Source organism: Acinetobacter sp. PFS20 (assembly GCF_052261015.1).
Classification (GTDB): domain Bacteria; phylum Pseudomonadota; class Gammaproteobacteria; order Pseudomonadales; family Moraxellaceae; genus Acinetobacter.
Map to the genome: position 1 here is coordinate 3,188,242 of NZ_JBPVZE010000001.1, position 18,706 is coordinate 3,206,947.

Consider the following 18,706-nt stretch of genomic DNA (forward strand, 5'->3'; position numbering starts at 1 on the left):
AATTTAGCCTTAAAGCTCGTTTTTTTCTTTAGTTTGCTATGGCATTAATCTTGCTTAAATAATTGATAACAAAAACGCGTCGAATTGGCGCATTTTCTTAGCCTGATTTTCTGAACTTATGCCAAAACTCAAAATAGCCCTTATTGATGATGATCATGCGCGAGCCGACTATATAAGAAAAAGTTTGCTTGAAAATGATTTTGAAGTAGTCGCATGCCTTACTTTGGATCATTTGAATATCTTTCGTCTGGAACATTTGCAAGCTGATGTCATCTTGCTTGATATGGATCATCCCCATCGTGACATTATTGAAAGTTGTGTCAGTAGTTATGACCTACCTACAGTTCTATTCACCAAAAATTCTGATAAAGACACCATTAAACAAGCCATCGATGCGGGAGTAACTGCGTATATTGTCGATGGCATCGACCCTTCCCGCTTACATACCATTTTAGAAATCTCAATTGAGCAATATAAAAAGCACAAAAAACTCGAAGGTGATTTAAAAGAGGCTCAAACCAAACTTGCCGACCGTAAGGATGTTGAAAAAGCCAAAGTACTACTGATGCAACTGCATGGCCTACCTGAAGAAACTGCATTTCAGCTTCTTAGAAAAAATGCGATGAGCCATCGGATTACAATTGGAGAAATGGCACGGCGTTTACTTGACGCTCAAAAATTACTAGGCAATCAACTAAAGGATGAATAAATGAGCACATTAGAAAAGACTCAATTACAACTTGGCTATATTCCTTTGCTTGATTGTCTTGCGTTGCTTTGGGCAAAACAAAGAGGTTTCTTTGAAGAAGTAGGTTTAGAGGTTACTTTAGTTAAAGAAGCATCGTGGGCGAGTCTGCGCGACCGTCTTGCTTTTGGATTATTAGACGCGGCCCATTGCTTATCGGCAATGTTACCTGCGGCGGCTGTAGGCGCAGATCAAATTGGTACACCTTTACAAACGTCACTGGTTTTAAGTGAAAACCGTGCTTATATCAGCTTAAGTCAAAAGCTTACTCATCAACTTGCAATTCAAGAAAATGACACCGCACAAGTAACGGCACAAAAAGTGGCGAGCTATCTTGAACAAGGTCATCCTCTTTCTTTAGCGCATGTGTTTAAGCATTCTATTCACCATTACTGTTTAAGAGAATGGCTGGCTTTATCAAACCCAAAACTTGCGCAGTCTATTCAGCTCAAAACATTACCACCACCTTATATGGTCGAAGCACTCGACAAACATGTGATTGATGGTTTCTGTGTAGGTGAACCTTGGAATACCCAAGGTGAGCTTCTTGGTTTAAGTAAAATGATTTGCTCAAGCCAAAACGTTATTCCTCCTGTCGCTGATAAGGTTTTAGCCGTAACGCAAGAATGGGCGGAGCAGCATCCACAAACGCTCGTCGCGCTCACCGCCGCAATCATGAAAGCCCAACAAGAGTTGAGTGAGTTACAAGACTTTGCGCCAATTTTAAAATTATTGGTTGAGTCTGGAATCGTTCGTTTTCATTGTTCTGAAGAAGTACATGTCGATAAATATTTTAAGATTCAGGACATTGTTCGTCATTTAGTAAAAGAAAGTGCGCTTCCAAAAGTAGAAGACTTTTATTGGCTACTTGAGCAAATGCAAAAGTGGGATGAACTACAAATCAACCAAGCACAAATTACAAGCTTGGGAGCTCAATGCATTAATCTTGAGGCTTATGAACAAGCCAAACAGCGATATTCTTCATAAGTCATCTAAGAATCAAATCAGCATAAAAAAAGCTGTCTTTTATAAAAAAGACAGCTTGAAAGACCCATAAGACAAAATGCGAAACACGCATTACTATATTTTTTGGACTCAACTGATCCATTGAAAATATAGCGCTTATGCAAATGATCATATGTATCTAAACATATCATTTTCAGACATTTTCATATCAATAACTGCCACATCATCAATTTCGTTAATCATTCTCAACCTTTTAAGAGAGTACCCAAATAGTCCTCTCTTTTTATGCATAAAACTTATCTATGATCTCTACAAAATAGTGATACACAAATTATGTGGGTCAGGTCATAAATTTTATTGCTTCAAAGTAATTTCAAACATCCGTCTTAATTAGATTATTTTTTTTAGCTAAAAAGTAATTTATTGCCTATCTAGTTATATTTAAAACATTTATTAATTTTTCTCTTTATAAAATATAAATATTACGATTCAAATAATTACACAAAAAAAATTAGTGAAAAATCCTATAAGTGCTCCCTATTTTGAGTTACAAACCGCAACAATCATGGCACAAATGGTAATAATAATTAAATTAATAATCATTATCATTCACAACACATAAAAACCTGAGAAGATCTACCATGATCCATGAAAATATTCTCGACTGCATAGGTAAAACGCCACTATTACAACTATCAAGGCTATTCACGCATCAATCAGTCTCAGTGATTGCGAAAATGGAATTGTTAAACCCAGGAGGAAGTATTAAAGACCGTCCAGCATTATTCATGCTACAGGAAGGATTGAAATCTGGAGTCATCAATAAAGATAGTCATATTGTTGAAAGCTCATCAGGGAACTTAGCTATTGCGCTTGCAATGGCATGCAAAATATATGGATTAAAATTTACTGCCGTTATTGACCCCAAAATTGCCTCAGCAAACCTACAAATGCTGAAGCTTTACAAAGCCAACATCGAAATGGTCTCTGAAAAAGACCAAAACGGCGGTTACTTAAAAACCAGAATTGACACTGTAAAACGACTCTGCCAACAACTGCCGAATGCTGTCTGGATTAATCAGTATGCAAATCCAAACAACTGGAAAAGCCACTATTTTGGTGAAGCAGAAGAAATCCTAAATCAAATTGATCGCAAGATTGATTACCTCGTGATTGGAGCAAGTACCTCCGGCACGATTATGGGCGTGTCTCGTCGCCTTAAAGAAAAGTTTCCCGAATTAAAAGTGATCGCTGTCGATATCGTCGGCTCTGTGTTGTTCGGTGGCACATCTGGTCCACGCGAAATTCCTGGCATTGGTGCAAGTACTGTCCCTCCACTACTCTCCCCCGATGAAATTGATGATGTCATTTATGTAGATGACTATGAGTCGGCACTCGGTTGCAGAGAGCTTCTTGAACATGAAGGAATTTTTGCAGGCGGTTCGAGTGGCTCATCTATTTCAGCCATCAAAAAACTGATTCCAACCATTCCTGCTGGGTCATGCGTTTTAACACTGTTGCCTGATCGTGGCGACCGTTATTTAGATCTGGTTTATGAAGATGAATGGTTCGAAATGATTAAGAAACGTCACTTCAATCGAAATGTACGACGCCAAGAAAACCTTACTTTACAAAATGTTGTTTAACCTTCTCCTTAGGACATATTCATGAGCAATTTGGCTACCCTTCGCTACTTAAGTCAATCAGATTTATTAAATCTTGGCGCAAATCATAGTAATTCATTTATTGAAGCGATTACTGAAGGTTTAACCCTGCATGCAAATAAACAGTTTGTACAACCCTTAAAACCTTATCTTCGCTGGCAAGGTGCCGACCATATTGCTGACCGTATTATTGCCATGCCTTGCTATTTAGGTGGCAATGACCCGATTGCCGGAATTAAATGGATTGGCTCAAGACAACATAACCCTAAAAAATTCAATATTCCACGTGCTAGCGCACTGATTGTTTTAAATGACTCAGAAACAAATTATCCAGTTGCAGTGATGGAAGGCAGCTTAATTAGTGCCATGCGAACTGCTGCAATTACCGGTGTTTCGATTAAATATCTAGCGAAAAAAGACTTTTCAGACATTACCGTGATTGGCTGCGGGCCAATTGCTCAAATGCAGATTAAAACTGTGCTTGAACAATATGCTCAAGTGAAAAAAATCCATTTATTTGATGTAAATCCAGAAGCAGCTGAAAAACTCAAAACATTGTTCCTTTCCGAATATCCACATTTAGAAATTGAAATTCATGACAGCGCCAAGTCTGCGATTCAGCAAGCTGATGTCCTCATTACCTGCACAGTTTCAGATAAACCTTACATTCCGTTTGAGTGGCTTAAAAAAGGCTGCTTTGTTTCAAATATTTCAATTATGGACATCGAGCCTGAAGTCTTCTTAAAAGTGGACAAAGTGATTGTAGATGACTGGGACCAATCAAACCGCGAAAAGAAAGTCATCAACGTACTCGTTGAAGATGGCTTATTCAGCCGTGAAAAACTACATGCTGAACTTGGTGACATCATTATTGGTCATAAAAACGGTCGCGAACACGAAGATGAAATTATTTTGCTCAACCCAATGGGCATGGCGATTGATGACATTGTCTGCGCTAAGTGGTTCTTCAATGCCGCACAAGAACAAAACGTTGGTACGGTTCTACCGCTTTTATAAGAATAGGAATAAATAAAATGTTAGATCGGATTTACACAGCACAACTACAAAAAACGATAGATGCACTCTACATGGAGAATTATGGAGATTTTAAAGATCATATTTCCTATAAAAAGCCTTATCTGGCAATTACTCTCAATGATGAGTTGGAACTCTATTTCAATTGTTTAAAAGTAGATGGTGTAAATCCTTTCTATGTTACCCAACCCGAAGTTTTGCTTCATAACCTGTTGAGCAATACCACATCTAAAATTTCGATTTCTGAAGTTTTTAGCTATTTAACCCAAGCAAATTGGTGGCCGTCACCACACCATCAAAAAGCGATTGATTATTGGCTCGACAACTTAGTAACGGCTGAAAAAATCCCTCAAATTTTACAGTCAGCACTTTCATTTTCATCGCCTTTAGTTACTAGTGAATTGCTCTCGCTAGTAGCTGATCGTCCATTTCATCCGTTCGCTCACTCAAAAGGTGAACTTGCACCACTCACAACTCAAAAAGAAATTGAGGTGTATTGGTGGGCTTTTAAGAAAGATGACGTGATCAATAATATGGAGTCGATTCCTCATAAAGAGCTTCTGTTATCCGAAGCTGAGAACAAGCATATTACTGAAAAAATAGCGAAGCTTTCAGATGATTACTTAGCCCTGCCTTTGTTAGAGACTCAACATCGCTATTTAAAGTTTGATGAAAATAAGTACGGCGCTATTGACCTAAACCATGTCACCACAATTGGTTTACCGACTTCTTCTTTAAGAACGCTTATTCACAACGCAAACCCTACTCTGCATTTAAAACTCTCAACCAATGCCAAAACATTAGGTGCAATCCGCTCTATGCCAGGTCGTTATTTAATGAATGGACATACGGCTTATGATTTTTTAAATGAAGTCATTAATGAAACTTCTTTATTAAAAAATCGCCTCTTTTTGAGTAATGAAACGCATTGGTGGGTACTCGGTAAACAAGAGCCGATTGTAAAAAATTTAGGTGTAATCGGTTGCCAAGTCAGACATTTACCCGATTTTTGCCAAGACAAAAACGTTACACCTATTACCATGTCAGCTTTAAGCTGTACTTATGTTGACCCTTGGGAAACATTAGGCATTGAAGGCGACAAATGGACATTATTAAAAGACTTAAGTGTTCATTTTATTCAAACATTCTTAACGCTTTGGGCAAAAGGAATCATGCCGGAATGCCACGGGCAAAACACGATGGTGTGTTATGAAAATAATAAGTTTAAATGCTTTATTTTACGTGACCACGATACCTTAAGAATATGTACCACAGCCATTGAAGAAAGCGGTTTTACACCTCCGATCTATACCATTGATACCAGTACACCGAACAATCTTATCTTTACTAAAAATGAGGACTTATTTAACTACTTCATTACCTTAGGGATTCAAATTAACCTCTACCCGATTGCTCTAGCTACTCTGAAATATACAGATCGTACAGAAAGCGATTTTTGGGAAATGGTTCAAGACATTATTCAAGATTTTGTAGAAACCCAACCGATTTCAGAGCAAACAAAATCACAAATTCAAACTTATCTTTTTGACAATAAGACTTGGCCATTCAAACAGCTACTTACCCCTTTACTCGCGCAAGAAAGTGACTCAACAGGCATGCCAAGTAAAATCGGGACCACACCCAACCCTTATCAGAGCTTGTCTGTTTCTAGCTATGAGACCATGGATATTTAAATCATGCGCTCATCTCGCCTAGATCATTTCATTATTTTGCTCTGTCAGTTTTTTTCCACTTTCGGGCTCATGGTGCTTATTCCGATCATGCCGCTTTATATGGAAAAACTGACGGCGCATATGAGTGCTCCCACTATCTGGGCAGGTTTAGCACTCGCGGCTCCCGCCATTGGCAGTTTATTTACCGCACCGATTGTGGGACACCTATCCGACACATTCGGCCATAAAAAAGCCTTGTTACTTTCTTTGGCTGGCTTCTGTATTTCAATACTGCTCATGGCGAGCGCCCAGCATTTATACCTATTTATTTTCGCGCGAATTTTACTTGGTTTTTGTGGTCTTTCCGTGATTTTAAATGCCTATGTTTCATATCTTTCCAATGAGCAACAACGAGGCGCCGCTTTTGGACAACTGCAAAGTAGTGTCGCGCTAGCTTGCTTATGTGGTCCCGTACTCGGCGGGATATTTATGGATCAATGGCGGGTTGAAGTATTACTCAACGCGACAGCTTTTGTTGTGATGACACTCATTGTGATCGCGTCATTTGTACTAACCAAGCCCGTTAAAACCGAGGCGCCAAAAACCAAAGAGAAATCTAAGCTTCCAGCTTTATTTGATAGAACAATTTTTTCATGGTTAAGCGCGGGCATTTTGGTTCAAGCCGGTGGCTTTGGTTTGGTGTCTTGCTTCGTTTTATACATTAGCGAAATAAGCCAAAGCACTCATTCATCATTATCCGCTGCAAGTTTAACTGGAACAATTCATGCGCTTTCATGGGGAGCAGCCTTTATTGCTGCAACCTATTGGGGAAAAAGAAATGATGATAAAGGAGATTCTTTTAATAACTTCATTTACGCATCTTTAATTTGCGGTATCACGATTTTCGCATTGATCTGGGTTTCGAATATTTGGCTAGTTCTTGTATTACGACTCATACAAGGCTTTTGCTTTGCAGCCCTTATTCCTTCGATCTTGCACACAATTTCTCTAAAAGCCGGCGCTCAAAGCCAAGGAAAAGTGATTGGTATTTCTAACAGTGCCTTTGTCTTAGGACAACTTATTGGCCCAATCACCATCACGCTCACCTACTCATTTTTCAATATCACCGCTGCATTAATCTGCACTTCACTATTTTTTATCGGTGCGGGATTAGTAGTGATTTTAAACAGATTCTTAATGGATACAATTTTAGAAGAGGCACAAGAATGAACTCAATTATTACAACAGATGCATGGTCTTATAAACTTTTCGAACAGTACCTGAATACTTTCTTTCGTGAACTTAAAGTGAATCTTGAAGAACGCATTATCCCAGCTCAAGACTCTCCTTTATTCACACTGTATGCGGAGCAACCAGATACCCTGTATTTTGCTTATACGTTTAATGCATCTAACACGACTGTTTATGGCGCAGTTCAGCATCTATCCACCACTGGTTATCATAGATATCAACGTGGTTTTAGCCTACAAAACTTAAGCAACAATACATTTGACTCGCTTACCGACCCTAAAAATTTAGTGAAGCTGATTACAGATGAGCTGAATAGCTTATTTAAAGATAAAAATCAAAATAAGAACCTGTATTTTGATATTGCTAATAGTATCGAGAATACAAAATTCTTTTTAGAAAATAAGCCTTCCCAATCAGCAACTAAAGCGTTAAGCGGTTTTCAAGCAACTGAACAAGGCATGTTATATGGGCATCCTTTTCATGTGACTTCTAAAGCCAACTTAGGTTTTTCTAAAGAAGACATGAAAAAATATAGCCCTGAGCTAGGCGCCAGTTTCCAACTTCACTACTTCGCGGTTCATTCTTCTCTAATTCAAAAGCTGGTAAGTGAAGAACAGCCTTCTTACCATATTGAAGATGAAGTTTTAGAAACCGCAAAAGAGCGTTTGCAAGAAAACTTCGCAAACTATGAGCTTATGCCAACCCATCCTTGGCAAGCCAATTTCTTACTTCAACATCCATCGTTAAAGAAACATTTAGACAGCCAAGATGTAATCTATCTAGGTGCATTAGGCCAAACCGTATGGCCAACTTCATCCGTTCGTACAGTGTGGTTACCTCAATTGAACCTATTCTTAAAACTCTCTATTGATGTACGTATTACCAGTTTCATTCGTAATAACCCAATGGATGAGATGGAACGCGCGATTGATGCGAGCAAAATTATTATCAATCACAAGATTAATGAGCAATATCCAGACCTTGTGATTCTGCCAGAGTTAGAGGCGAAAACAGTCAAAATACCTGAGCTTGAAAGTTCATTTGGCATTATTTATAGAGCGGGACTTCCGCCAGAGGTATTAGAAAATACCCGAATGCTCGGCGGCTTGGTTGAAGAAAACGAAAACCATGAAATCCCACTTTTAAGCTTTATTCAGCAAGCGGCACCGAATCAAAATTTGCAATCGAACGATGCGAAAGACTTCATTACTTTTTGGTGGAAACAGTACGTTAAAGTTTCACTTATTCCATTAGTTGAGCTGTTTGCAAACAAAGGCATTAGCGTAGAAGCGCACATGCAAAATAGCTTAATGGAATTTAAAAATGGCTATCCACACCGTCTTATTCTTCGAGACATGGAAGGCATTAGTATTGTTCCAGAAATGATAGAAGACGACTCATCTATTTCTGAAGATAGTACCGTTTGGTTCTCTCAAAAAGATGCATGGACGTTTTTAAAATATTATCTCGTGATCAATCACATTGCTCACCTCATCAGTGCAATTGCACGAGTTACGGTCATTGAAGAATCTGAACTTTGGCAAGCCACCCGTCTTACGCTCACACAAGAAAACTTTAGCGCCAAAGGTCAGCAGTACCGCGATTTATTAATTAATTCACTCACATTACCAATCAAGGCAAATATGTTAAATACGCTCTACCACAGTGGTGGCAATCCAATCTGGATTGAAGTTGAAAACCCTATTTATAAATATCGCGGCGCAGAGGCACTTTGCTCTCTTCAACCAACACAACAAACCAATTATAAAACCCACGCGGAAAATCGCGTGATGGGCCAATTATTAGAAGCGCTTATTTTTGAAAATACCTTTAAATACGAGTTTTCTAAAGGTCAAATCAAGTTTTATATTTCCGATACTATTTTTTATACCTGCGCGGCCAAACGACATTTTAGTTTTAAACGAATTAAGTTAGATCCTTCAAGCTTAGTTCGTTCTGATATTACTTTAGACACTGAAACTCGCCCTAACTTAAAAACGCTACTTGCCGATCTAAAAAATATTATTGAAGCAGACCCAGTTAAATGGCAAAACTTTAATGATGAACTCAATTTAACTTACGTTAAACATGCGCAAACTTTAAGCCAAGCGCCTGCTCAACCATTAAGAACTTTGCCTTACCTAGAACAAGAAGCGCGAATTACCAATGCGCATTTATATCACCCAAGTTTTAAGTCTCGTATTGGCTTCGATTTAAAAGAAAACCAGAAATATGCACCAGAGCTTTCTGAAGGTTTTACGGTTCAATGGGTCGCGACTCATAACAGTTTATGCAAACTGGTTTTAAGTGAAACCATTAATTTAGAGCAGCTTTATAAACAGCATTTTTCAGAAAAAGATTTACAAACTATTAATGATCAATTGAAAGAGCAAAATGTAGATTTTAAAGATTATATTCTCACCCCAATTCACCCGTGGCAGTGGGATAAAATTATTGAATTATATTATCAAGATGCAATTAGCAACCAACTGATCATTCCGTTAGATATTGAAGGCCCAACTTATTTACCACAGCAGTCAATTCGAACCTTATCAAATATTAGTGATATCTCGGCGCTTTCTCTCAAATTGGCAATGAACTTGGTCAATACTTCTACCTCTCGTGTATTGGCACCGCATACCGTTCAAAATGCTGCAAAAATGAGTGACTGGCTTTATAACATTGTTGAGCAAGACCATATTTTAGAAAAACAACGTAAGCCTGTTATTTTAAGAGAGATTGGCGGTCTTTCAGTTAACCAGTCGATTGCTCTTCCAGTTCAATACGGCGCACTCGCCTGCATTTGGCGCGAAAGTATTTACAGTTACTTAAAAGAAGGTGAATCAGCAACGCCAGTAACCGGTCTAATGCAACTCGATACAGACCAAAAACCTTTAATTGATGAGTGGATTCAAGAGTACGGGATTGAGTTCTGGTTAGAAAAGTTACTCACCAATGCTTATTTACCGATCATGCATATTTTATGGTGCCACGGCCTTGCTTTAGAGTCACATGCACAAAACATGGTGCTCATTCATAAAAATGGCTTACCCGTTAAAGCTGCTTTGAAAGATTTCCATGATGGCATTCGTTTTAGCCGCCATCTGTTGCGCGAGCCCGACCTTTTACCTAACTTGCAAGATGCGCCGAAAGAACATGCCAAAATTAATCCGAACTCTTTCTTGGAAACCCATTCTCCAAATGAGTTAAGAGACTTTACTCAAGATGCGCTGTGGTTTGTAAATCTGGCTGAGTTAGCGATTTTCTTAAATGAACATTATGACTTCGATGAAATCAAATTCTGGACTATGTTAAGAACCATCATCAATCAACATAAAGAAGCTCACCCAGAATTTAGCGAACGATATGAATTATTTAACTTTACAGATGACACTATCGACATTGAACAGCTTGCAAGCCGCCGTTTCCTTCCAGAAATTCGCCTAAGAGTACAAACCACACCAAACCCGCTTAGTCTTATTAAGGAAATTGAATATGAATAAATATTCGATTTCTTTTAAGAAACGAATAGCACACGGCGAGACGCTCTACGGAATATTTTGTTCCGTAGCTTCTCCGATTAATGTTGAACAACTGGCACTTGCGGGCTATGACTTTATTATTATCGACTTGGAACATACTTTATTTAGTACGTCTCAAGTCGAGACCATGATTTTAGCCGCTAGAGCTATGAGCCTTGATGTGTTTGTAAGAGTGCCTTTAAACGCGAACCACCTCGTACTACCTCTGCTCGATGCAGGGGTAACGGGCATTGTGTTTCCACGTATTGAAAATGCGAAGCAGGCACAAGAGGCGGTGAACTATTGTCACTATATGCCGCTTGGACAAAGAGGGCTGAATTCGACAAGGTTAAATCGATACGGTATTGATGATTTAGCGAGTTTTGTTCAACAGGCAGCAAACGAGACTGTTGTCATTGCTATGATTGAAAGCTTAGAAGGACTAGAACAACTTGATGAAATTTTAAAAGTTGAAGGCATCGATATTATTCTTGAAGGCGCTGCTGATCTTTCCCAATCGATGGGAATACCTTGGCAAACCAGCCATCCAAAACTGAAAGAAAAGGTTCAAGAGATGTATATAAAGACTAAAAATAGTCAAAAGCATTTCTGTGCTATTCCCCGCCAACCTGAAGATATTGCTGCATGGAAACAACAATCCGTTCAGCTTTTTGTACTCGGTGATGACCGCAGCATTATTCGCCGTGCCCATCAAAACCATCTAAATACCTTTAAGGACAACTCATAACTGTTCACACCTTTTTAGGGGAATAAATTCCCATTCCCCTAATTCATTGAATAAATTTCAAATATATTATTTTAAAGCAATTAATAATATTGTTAATTACAATGATTCTCATTTATAATTCGCTCAATTTAAAATCACTCTCAGGGCGAGATAATGGGAAATAACATAAAAAGTAATAAACTTTTTACAAGAAAGTCTGAAGTTAAAAATATCATTCCACTTCTTTCACTTGGTGGAGCTATTTTCCTTTCAAACTCAGCATTTGCAGCTTCACCTGCTGAAACCACAGAAACAGAAAAGAAACCTGAATCACTTCCTACAATTACGATCACTGCTTCACGGGCAGATGAACTCTCTACCTCTGCCAAACAAGTCACCAAGTTAGATGAAAAACAAATTGAACTTTTAAGAAATGGTTCATCTGGCAGTATTGCAACCGTTTTAGCGAAAGCCGTACCAGGCCTATCGGACTCAAGCCGAACCATTACCGATTATGGTCAAACCTTACGTGGTCGTAATGCCCTGATCTTGGTCGATGGCGTGCCGATGAACCTTACACGCGATACATCACGTGGACTTTCAGCAATTGATCCTGAAAGTATTGCGAATATTGAAGTGATTCGCGGCAGTAATGCTATTTATGGCGGTGGTGCTGCGGGTGGAATTATTTCAATTACGACAAAAGCTGCGGGTGGTGAACCTACCGCAAAAACCGTGGTTGGACTTCAAACACCTTTAACGAATTTCCGTTCTGATGCTTTGGGTGGAGATATTCACCAATATTTCACAGGCAGCTTTAATGCATTTGATTATGCGCTCGACTTTGGTTATCAACGTATTGGTAGCCCATACGATGCAAGTGGTGACCGTGTTGCACCGGAACCAAGTCAGGGTGATTTATATGATGCTGATGCTTACAGCGTAGGTGGTAAACTGGGTTACCATATTGATGACAACCAATACCTACAGTTTGCTGCAAACTACTATAATGCCGAGCAAGACTCAGATTATGCATCTGACACAAGCGTTAAGAATGCCCCTGCTGGAACTGTACCGGCAAAAGCAATTAAAGGCTTAAAGCTCAAAGATCAGACGAAAAACGAAAACCAAATCTACAATTTGACTTATAACCATAAAGACTTTTTTGGTAATAAGGTTGATGCCCAAATTTATTACCGCGACTTCTTTACTCGTTTTTCACCATTTGACGCACGTGTTGCCCCAGATAAAGTCAGCCCACGTGGTGGACAAGTGGATCAGGTATCTCAAGAAAATAACGTACTCGGTAGCCGTTTAACTGTTACTACACCACTTGAATTTTTAGGCGACACATCATTGGTTTGGGGTGGTGACTTCAGCCGTGAAAAAAGCGAAATGCCTCTAGATATTTTCGATCCTGATATTTATGATCAATCTGGTGGCTTAGAGTTTGTAAAAACTGGCAAGCTTATTTATTTACCTGAACTTACCACACAAAGTGTGGGTGGCTTTGTACAGTTAAAGCACCGCTTTAATGATCAATGGTCAGCAGAAGCTGGTACACGCTATGAAGATAGCTACGCCCAAATTGATAGTTTTGTTCCATTATCACAATTAGGTAAACCCGACCCTTACACAGTTCAGGGTGGAAAAGTGAAAGCTGATGCATGGTTGTACAATGCTAACGTGACTTTCTCTCCAAATGACCAACACTCGATTTATGCATCGTTTAATCAAGGTTTTCAATTACCTGATGTTGGTGTAGTCATTCGTAATGCCAGCACAGGTTTTAATCTTGGCTCATCATTTTTAGAACCTGTAAAAGTTGATAACTATGAGTTGGGTTGGAAAGGAAACTTTAATAACTTCTCTTCAAGTTTAGCTGTATTCCACTCTACTTCTGACCTTGGTGCAGTGCAACCAGTAAGTAATAGTTTGGATATGACTAGAACCAAAGAAAAAGTTACTGGTGTGGAAGCAACTGTTGACTATCTTGACGATGCTAATGTTTGGGGAACGGGTGGTAGCGTTACGTGGATGAAAGGTCGTGAAAAACCGCAAAACGGTACTGAACAAGACATGACAGGCTTCCGTATTCCACCATTAAAACTCACAGCTTACGTTTCTTATAGTCCAACTGAAACTTGGACCAACCGTCTGCAAGCTACTTACTTCGGTTCAGAAGATTATCGCTTGAACGGTGTAAATAGTTTTGGACGCTACGATGTAAAAACTTATACAACAGCAGATTTAATCAGTAGCTTTGCGCTTAACAAAAAAGATACTGTCACAATTGGTTTAGAGAACATGTTTAACCGCAAGTACTATCCTCTTTATAGCCAATTATTAAGATCGGGTAATAATACTAGCCATTTAGTGGCAAATGGTGCAACGCTGAAGGTTTCTTATAGCCATAAGTGGTAATCAAAACTAACTTAGACTGTTTCACAAAAAGGAGATCCATGGGATCTCCTTTTTTTATTAAAAATATTAAAGCCTTATTTATTTTTTCCATGGTTAACCTAAGTTAAACCCACAGAACCATCCTAGTATTCTGCTAAAAATTTTGTTAACTTGATTTTGTTACACATTCAAAATGCAAATTTTTTCACCTAACACTCCACATCAACGTGTTTATGAAAATAATATCAATATGTCGTTTTACCAATATTTTTAATGGGGTAAGTCACAATGGAAATCTCACACCGAGAAATTTACGCGCTTGTAGACATTAATAACTGTTATGTCAGTTGTGAGCGCTTATTTAACCCCAAACTTATTGGTCTGCCTGTTGTAGTACTTTCTAATAACGATGGATGTGTTGTATCACGTAGTGAAGAAGCAAAAAATATGGGTATCAAAATGGGTATTCCATGGTATCAAATTGAAAAAGAAGCTCTCCAAGCAGGTGTACACGTCTATTCAAGTAACTACACTTTATATGCTGAGATGTCTCGTCGCTTTTTTTCGGTTTTAGGTGAATTCTTCTCATCCGATGATTTAGAAGCTTATTCGATTGACGAATGCTTTATTCGCCTTACCCCTTACCTTCAATCTATAGATATTCATTCTTATTGTGTCAAAGTCGTAGAAACCTTAGAAAAATGGTTAAGCTTACCTTGTTGTATTGGCATCGGATATTCAAAAACTCAAGCTAAATTAGCCAATCACTATGCTAAAAAGATTCCAAGCTTTAATAAAATTTGTAATTTCACTACTTTAGATCCCCTACTGCTTGAAGACCTCATGCAACAAACTTCCGTCAAAGAAGTGTGGGGAATTGGCTATCAATTGGTCAAACAATTACGAAGCTATGAGATTTATTCATGCTTAGACTTAACTTTTGCCAATGAACACCATCTCGCAAAAGCTTTTTCTGTAGTTATGGCACGTACCATTCGTGAGCTAAAAGGCCAATCCTGTATTCAACTCGATGATCCTGCCATCGTCACAAAACGAATTTTAGCTTCACGTAGTTTTGCTCAAGCTTTATCCAGCATTGAGATTATTAAACAAGCGCTTATCTTTCATCTCAATCGTGCTCATCGGCGCTTAATGAAACAAGAACAGCTGTGTGCCTGTATTCAGGTCATGCTTTATGAAAAAATAGATAAACCACCTTATAAAAAAGCATCTTCTCAAGCGATAGGTTTAACGTATGCAACAGATGACCTATGCATATTAACTAAAGCAGCCATGCAACAAATTGATGTTTTATATAAAGAAAATAAAAAGTACATTAAGATTGGAGTATTATTTTGTGGTTTGCACGCCCGTCAACATCACATTGATGACTTATGGCAACCTCTTGAGTTAATTCAGCAAAGACAACAACTCATGAAAACACTAAGTACAGTTCGTAATCGATTCGGCAGTCACTATCTACAAGTCGGTTATCATTCCAGTAGTCCATCTTGGCATATGAAACAATGTCACCGTTCAAAAAACTATCTAACTCGATGGAATGAGCTACTTGTAATTGGAGAGAATTCTACAGCCGTTACACAAAATACATGAACTGTTTTTGTCAATTCAGTTTAAAATGAGCTTCATTAAATTACTTGAAATTTTGTCATTTTTTAACATTGCTAAATCATCGCAAAATTTACAATATATAAGCCGAATTTGGTATACCCTTTCTGCGACAATTAAAACAAATTATAAAAAAATTGTAGAAACATATGCCATAATAAGCAAACTTTGCAGACATCTTGCAAAGAATATTTGCAACTTTAGAGCTGGAGCAATCTGAATGAGTTCGACCATTTTGGTGATTCATGGACCGAATTTGAATTTGCTGGGAAAACGCGAACCAGAAGTATATGGTCATCTTACCCTAGGTGATATTAACCAACAACTCGTTATCCAAGCTCAAAACGCATCAATTACATTAGATACTTTTCAAAGCAATTGGGAAGGTGCCATTGTTGACCGTATTCATCAGGCACAAACCGAAGGCGTAAAACTTATTATTATTAATCCTGCGGCCCTCACCCATACTTCCGTTGCTCTACGCGATGCCCTACTCGGCGTTGCCATTCCATTTATTGAAGTACATTTGTCGAATGTCCATGCAAGAGAAGCATTTAGACATCATTCATATTTATCCGATAAAGCAATTGGCGTGATCTGTGGTCTTGGTGCAAAAGGTTATAGTTTTGCACTCGATTACGCTATTGAAAAAATTCAACCATCTAACCCAAACTAGTTTAGGAATAGTCGCCCATGGATATCCGCAAAATTAAGAAACTCATCGATTTAATGATTGAGTCTGACTTGCAAGCGATTGAAGTTAAAGAAGGTGATCAATCAATCGCTTTAACTCGCCGTAGTCCAGTCGTTGCTGCGGCTGGTGTAGCACTTCCGGCAGCTCCTGTTGCAGCAGCACCAGTTGCAAAAACACCACGCGGAGCAGTTGAAACTTCTCCAATGGTTGGTGTGTTCTACGCTGCTCCAAGCCCAGGCGAAGCACCATTTGTTAAAGTAGGTCAAACTGTATCTGCTGGTGAAACTTTGGGTATTATTGAAGCAATGAAAATCATGAACCCAATTGAAGCAACTCAAAGTGGCGTGGTTGAAGAAATTTTAGTGAAAAATGGCGATGTAATCCAATTCGGTCAACCTTTATTCCGTTATCGCGCGTAATTACCTCGGGGACGTCTATGTTGCAAAAAGTTTTAATTGCAAACCGTGGTGAAATCGCTTTACGAATTACCCGGGCTTGCAAAACATTAGGAATCAAGACTGTTGGTATCTATTCAGATGCTGATAAAGATTTGATGCATTTACGTTTTGTTGATGAAGCAGTATGTATTGGTCCCGGTGCAAGTAGTGATAGCTATTTAAATATCCCGGCAATTATTACTGCTGCAGAAATTACCGGTGCCGATGCTATTCATCCCGGCTACGGTTTTCTTTCAGAAAATGCTGAATTTGCTGAAATTGTAGAAAGTTCAGGTTTTACTTTTATTGGTCCACGTCCAGAACACATTCGCCTTATGGGGAACAAAGTTTCTGCGATTGTTGCCATGAAAAAAGCTGGTGTACCTACTGTACCTGGTTGTGACCATGCTGTAACCATCCACAATGCCCTTACAGAAGCTAAAGAAATCGGCTTCCCGCTTATTGTTAAAGCGGCATCTGGTGGCGGTGGACGTGGTATGCGTATTGTTGAGCGTGTAGATACACTACTTGAATCAGTTCAAGCAGCTCAGCGCGATGCAGAAATGTGGTTTGGTGACGATACCGTTTACATGGAACGCTTCTTACAAAAACCTCGCCATGTTGAAGTGCAAGTTCTTGGTGATGGTAATGGCCATGCGATTCATTTATATGACCGCGACTGTTCATTACAACGTCGTCACCAAAAAGTGTTAGAAGAAGCACCTGCTCCAAATCTACCAGAGCAAGCTCGAGCTGATATCTTAGAAGCATGTGTTCATGCATGTCAGTTAATGCAATATCGTGGCGCTGGTACGTTTGAATTTCTATTTGAAGATGGTGAATTCTTCTTTATCGAAATGAACACTCGTGTTCAGGTAGAGCACCCTGTTACTGAAATGGTTACTGGTGTTGATATTATTGAACAACAGTTGCGTATTGCAGGCGGCCTAGGACTAGAGCTTCAACAAGAAGATATCAAAGTTAATGGTCATGCAATCGAATGTCGTATCAATGCTGAAGATCCAACAACTTTCTTACCTTCACCAGGTAAAATTGAAAGTTTCTATGCGCCAGGCGGTGCTGGTATTCGTTTAGATTCTCATATCTACCCAGAATATAGCATTCCACCTTACTATGACTCTATGATTGCTAAATTGATTTCTCATGGTAAAGACCGTGAAACTTCACTTGCTCGTATGCGTCAAGCGTTAGATGAAATGATCCTTACAGGAATTAAAACTAACATTCCTCTGCATAAAGATCTCATTTTGCAAGATAAGAGCTTCTGTTCTCAAGCAATGGACATCCATTACCTTGAAAAGCACTTGTTAAAGCAATTGGAAGAAAAGAAGAAAGCTGAAACTGCATAATAAAAAAAGCCTCTTATACGTAAGAGGCTTTTTTTATATCCATTAGTTTATGGTAGGACTCTACGTAAAGTCGCAAAACACTGCTCACCCTTAGCGGTTGAACAGAAGTTGATAGTATGGTCATTTTTCCACTGTACAAAATACTGAGAAACATCACCTGTTTGATCTTGTTTCTGACCCGAACAATCTACTTTATTATTATCAAATTTAATTTGCATCACTAAAGCAGCTAACTGCTCTTTAGGGTCATCAGATGGTTGATATTCATATAAACCGTATGACCACTCTTGACCACTTTTGATCACTACATCATTACTACTACGGAAGTTATAATATTCCACACATTTCTTATTATTTGGAATTTCCATTCCCCATAATCCCATAATTTCAGGACGCGTAACAATACGTATAGCATTAGGATTACTTGCAGTCCGAACGGGTTGTTCGGCTGGCTGTTGAGTAGCCGTTTCTGCCACAGCTAAACCAGAACAAGCCCACAATAATCCAATAATATAAATATTTTTCATAGATTTATTAATCATTAAACGCATGAAGTTAAGTTAGCATATTTTTTGACAAAATCACTGTTCC

General features: G+C 38.7%; 15 protein-coding genes. 13 read left to right on the top strand and 2 right to left on the bottom strand.

Annotated features, from left to right (window positions below):
* The first annotated feature begins 118 nt into the window (after window positions 1–118).
* Window positions 119–709: an ANTAR domain-containing response regulator gene (locus ACS125_RS14990; RefSeq protein WP_016140698.1), complete on the top strand. Its 591-nt coding sequence runs from the start codon at window positions 119–121 to the stop codon at window positions 707–709.
* The gene (locus tag ACS125_RS14995) at window positions 710–1,732 is read left to right on the top strand and encodes an ABC transporter substrate-binding protein (protein WP_174728047.1); all 1,023 of its coding nucleotides are present in this window, start codon (window positions 710–712) and stop codon (window positions 1,730–1,732) included.
* Between the two features lies 1 nt (window position 1,733).
* Here ACS125_RS14995 and ACS125_RS15000 read toward each other — a convergent pair whose 3' ends face one another.
* Window positions 1,734–1,853, bottom strand: coding sequence for a hypothetical protein (locus ACS125_RS15000; protein WP_081399497.1), 120 nt, complete (start codon window positions 1,851–1,853; stop codon window positions 1,734–1,736).
* A 499-nt stretch (window positions 1,854–2,352) separates the two neighbouring features.
* On the opposite strand from ACS125_RS15000, the gene sbnA reads away from it, so the two are divergent.
* From sbnA to accC, 11 genes are all read left to right on the top strand, one after another.
* Entirely contained in the window at window positions 2,353–3,357 is a 1,005-nt protein-coding gene (gene sbnA / locus ACS125_RS15005; protein ID WP_312821810.1) for a 2,3-diaminopropionate biosynthesis protein SbnA, read from the top strand.
* A 21-nt stretch (window positions 3,358–3,378) separates the two neighbouring features.
* A complete protein-coding gene (sbnB, locus tag ACS125_RS15010) occupies window positions 3,379–4,392 on the top strand; it encodes a 2,3-diaminopropionate biosynthesis protein SbnB (protein ID WP_443273008.1) in 1,014 nt (337 codons plus the stop codon).
* Between the two features lie 71 nt (window positions 4,393–4,463).
* Complete coding sequence (locus ACS125_RS15015) at window positions 4,464–6,104, top strand: IucA/IucC family protein (RefSeq protein WP_443273999.1); 1,641 nt, start codon at window positions 4,464–4,466, stop codon at window positions 6,102–6,104.
* A gap of 3 nt (window positions 6,105–6,107) precedes the next feature.
* Entirely contained in the window at window positions 6,108–7,313 is a 1,206-nt protein-coding gene (locus ACS125_RS15020; RefSeq protein WP_443273010.1) for an MFS transporter, read from the top strand.
* Window positions 7,310–10,837: an IucA/IucC family protein gene (locus ACS125_RS15025; protein ID WP_443273012.1), complete on the top strand. Its 3,528-nt coding sequence runs from the start codon at window positions 7,310–7,312 to the stop codon at window positions 10,835–10,837. The genes ACS125_RS15020 and ACS125_RS15025 overlap by 4 nt, the downstream gene beginning before the upstream one ends.
* Window positions 10,830–11,603 (top strand): HpcH/HpaI aldolase family protein, encoded by a 774-nt coding sequence (locus ACS125_RS15030; protein ID WP_443273014.1) that lies wholly within the window; start codon window positions 10,830–10,832, stop codon window positions 11,601–11,603. Before ACS125_RS15025 ends, ACS125_RS15030 begins: the two co-directional genes overlap by 8 nt.
* Before the next feature lie 153 nt (window positions 11,604–11,756).
* Window positions 11,757–14,006: a TonB-dependent receptor gene (locus ACS125_RS15035; protein WP_443273016.1), complete on the top strand. Its 2,250-nt coding sequence runs from the start codon at window positions 11,757–11,759 to the stop codon at window positions 14,004–14,006.
* A 267-nt stretch (window positions 14,007–14,273) separates the two neighbouring features.
* Window positions 14,274–15,599, top strand: a complete 1,326-nt coding sequence (locus tag ACS125_RS15040; protein ID WP_443273018.1) for a Y-family DNA polymerase — start codon at window positions 14,274–14,276, stop codon at window positions 15,597–15,599.
* Between the two features lie 235 nt (window positions 15,600–15,834).
* Entirely contained in the window at window positions 15,835–16,290 is a 456-nt protein-coding gene (aroQ, locus tag ACS125_RS15045) for a type II 3-dehydroquinate dehydratase (RefSeq protein ID WP_004791768.1), read from the top strand.
* 17 nt (window positions 16,291–16,307) lie between these two features.
* The gene (locus ACS125_RS15050) at window positions 16,308–16,727 is read left to right on the top strand and encodes an acetyl-CoA carboxylase biotin carboxyl carrier protein (RefSeq protein WP_004791766.1); all 420 of its coding nucleotides are present in this window, start codon (window positions 16,308–16,310) and stop codon (window positions 16,725–16,727) included.
* A gap of 17 nt (window positions 16,728–16,744) precedes the next feature.
* Entirely contained in the window at window positions 16,745–18,115 is a 1,371-nt protein-coding gene (accC, locus tag ACS125_RS15055) for an acetyl-CoA carboxylase biotin carboxylase subunit (protein WP_174740718.1), read from the top strand.
* Window positions 18,116–18,162: 47 nt separating this feature from the next.
* Here the strand turns inward: accC and ACS125_RS15060 are convergent, their stop codons facing one another.
* Window positions 18,163–18,666, bottom strand: a complete 504-nt coding sequence (locus ACS125_RS15060) for a hypothetical protein (protein ID WP_004791762.1) — start codon at window positions 18,664–18,666, stop codon at window positions 18,163–18,165.
* Between the last annotated feature and the right edge of the window lie 40 nt (window positions 18,667–18,706).

Excerpts from the sequence above, each read along its gene's own strand:
- ACS125_RS15025 (WP_443273012.1), top strand. The coding sequence starts at position 7,310 with ATGAACTCAATTATTACAACAGATGCATGGTCTTATAAACTTTTCGAA.
- ACS125_RS15000 (WP_081399497.1), bottom strand. The coding sequence starts at position 1,853 with ATGGATCAGTTGAGTCCAAAAAATATAGTAATGCGTGTTTCGCATTTT.
- ACS125_RS15030 (WP_443273014.1), top strand. The coding sequence starts at position 10,830 with ATGAATAAATATTCGATTTCTTTTAAGAAACGAATAGCACACGGCGAG.
- ACS125_RS15060 (WP_004791762.1), bottom strand. The coding sequence starts at position 18,666 with ATGCGTTTAATGATTAATAAATCTATGAAAAATATTTATATTATTGGA.
- ACS125_RS14995 (WP_174728047.1), top strand. The coding sequence starts at position 710 with ATGAGCACATTAGAAAAGACTCAATTACAACTTGGCTATATTCCTTTG.
- ACS125_RS14990 (WP_016140698.1), top strand. The coding sequence starts at position 119 with ATGCCAAAACTCAAAATAGCCCTTATTGATGATGATCATGCGCGAGCC.
- ACS125_RS15020 (WP_443273010.1), top strand. The coding sequence starts at position 6,108 with ATGCGCTCATCTCGCCTAGATCATTTCATTATTTTGCTCTGTCAGTTT.
- ACS125_RS15050 (WP_004791766.1), top strand. The coding sequence starts at position 16,308 with ATGGATATCCGCAAAATTAAGAAACTCATCGATTTAATGATTGAGTCT.
- sbnB (WP_443273008.1), top strand. The coding sequence starts at position 3,379 with ATGAGCAATTTGGCTACCCTTCGCTACTTAAGTCAATCAGATTTATTA.
- sbnA (WP_312821810.1), top strand. The coding sequence starts at position 2,353 with ATGATCCATGAAAATATTCTCGACTGCATAGGTAAAACGCCACTATTA.
- ACS125_RS15015 (WP_443273999.1), top strand. The coding sequence starts at position 4,464 with ATGGAGAATTATGGAGATTTTAAAGATCATATTTCCTATAAAAAGCCT.
- ACS125_RS15040 (WP_443273018.1), top strand. The coding sequence starts at position 14,274 with ATGGAAATCTCACACCGAGAAATTTACGCGCTTGTAGACATTAATAAC.
- accC (WP_174740718.1), top strand. The coding sequence starts at position 16,745 with ATGTTGCAAAAAGTTTTAATTGCAAACCGTGGTGAAATCGCTTTACGA.
- ACS125_RS15035 (WP_443273016.1), top strand. The coding sequence starts at position 11,757 with ATGGGAAATAACATAAAAAGTAATAAACTTTTTACAAGAAAGTCTGAA.
- aroQ (WP_004791768.1), top strand. The coding sequence starts at position 15,835 with ATGAGTTCGACCATTTTGGTGATTCATGGACCGAATTTGAATTTGCTG.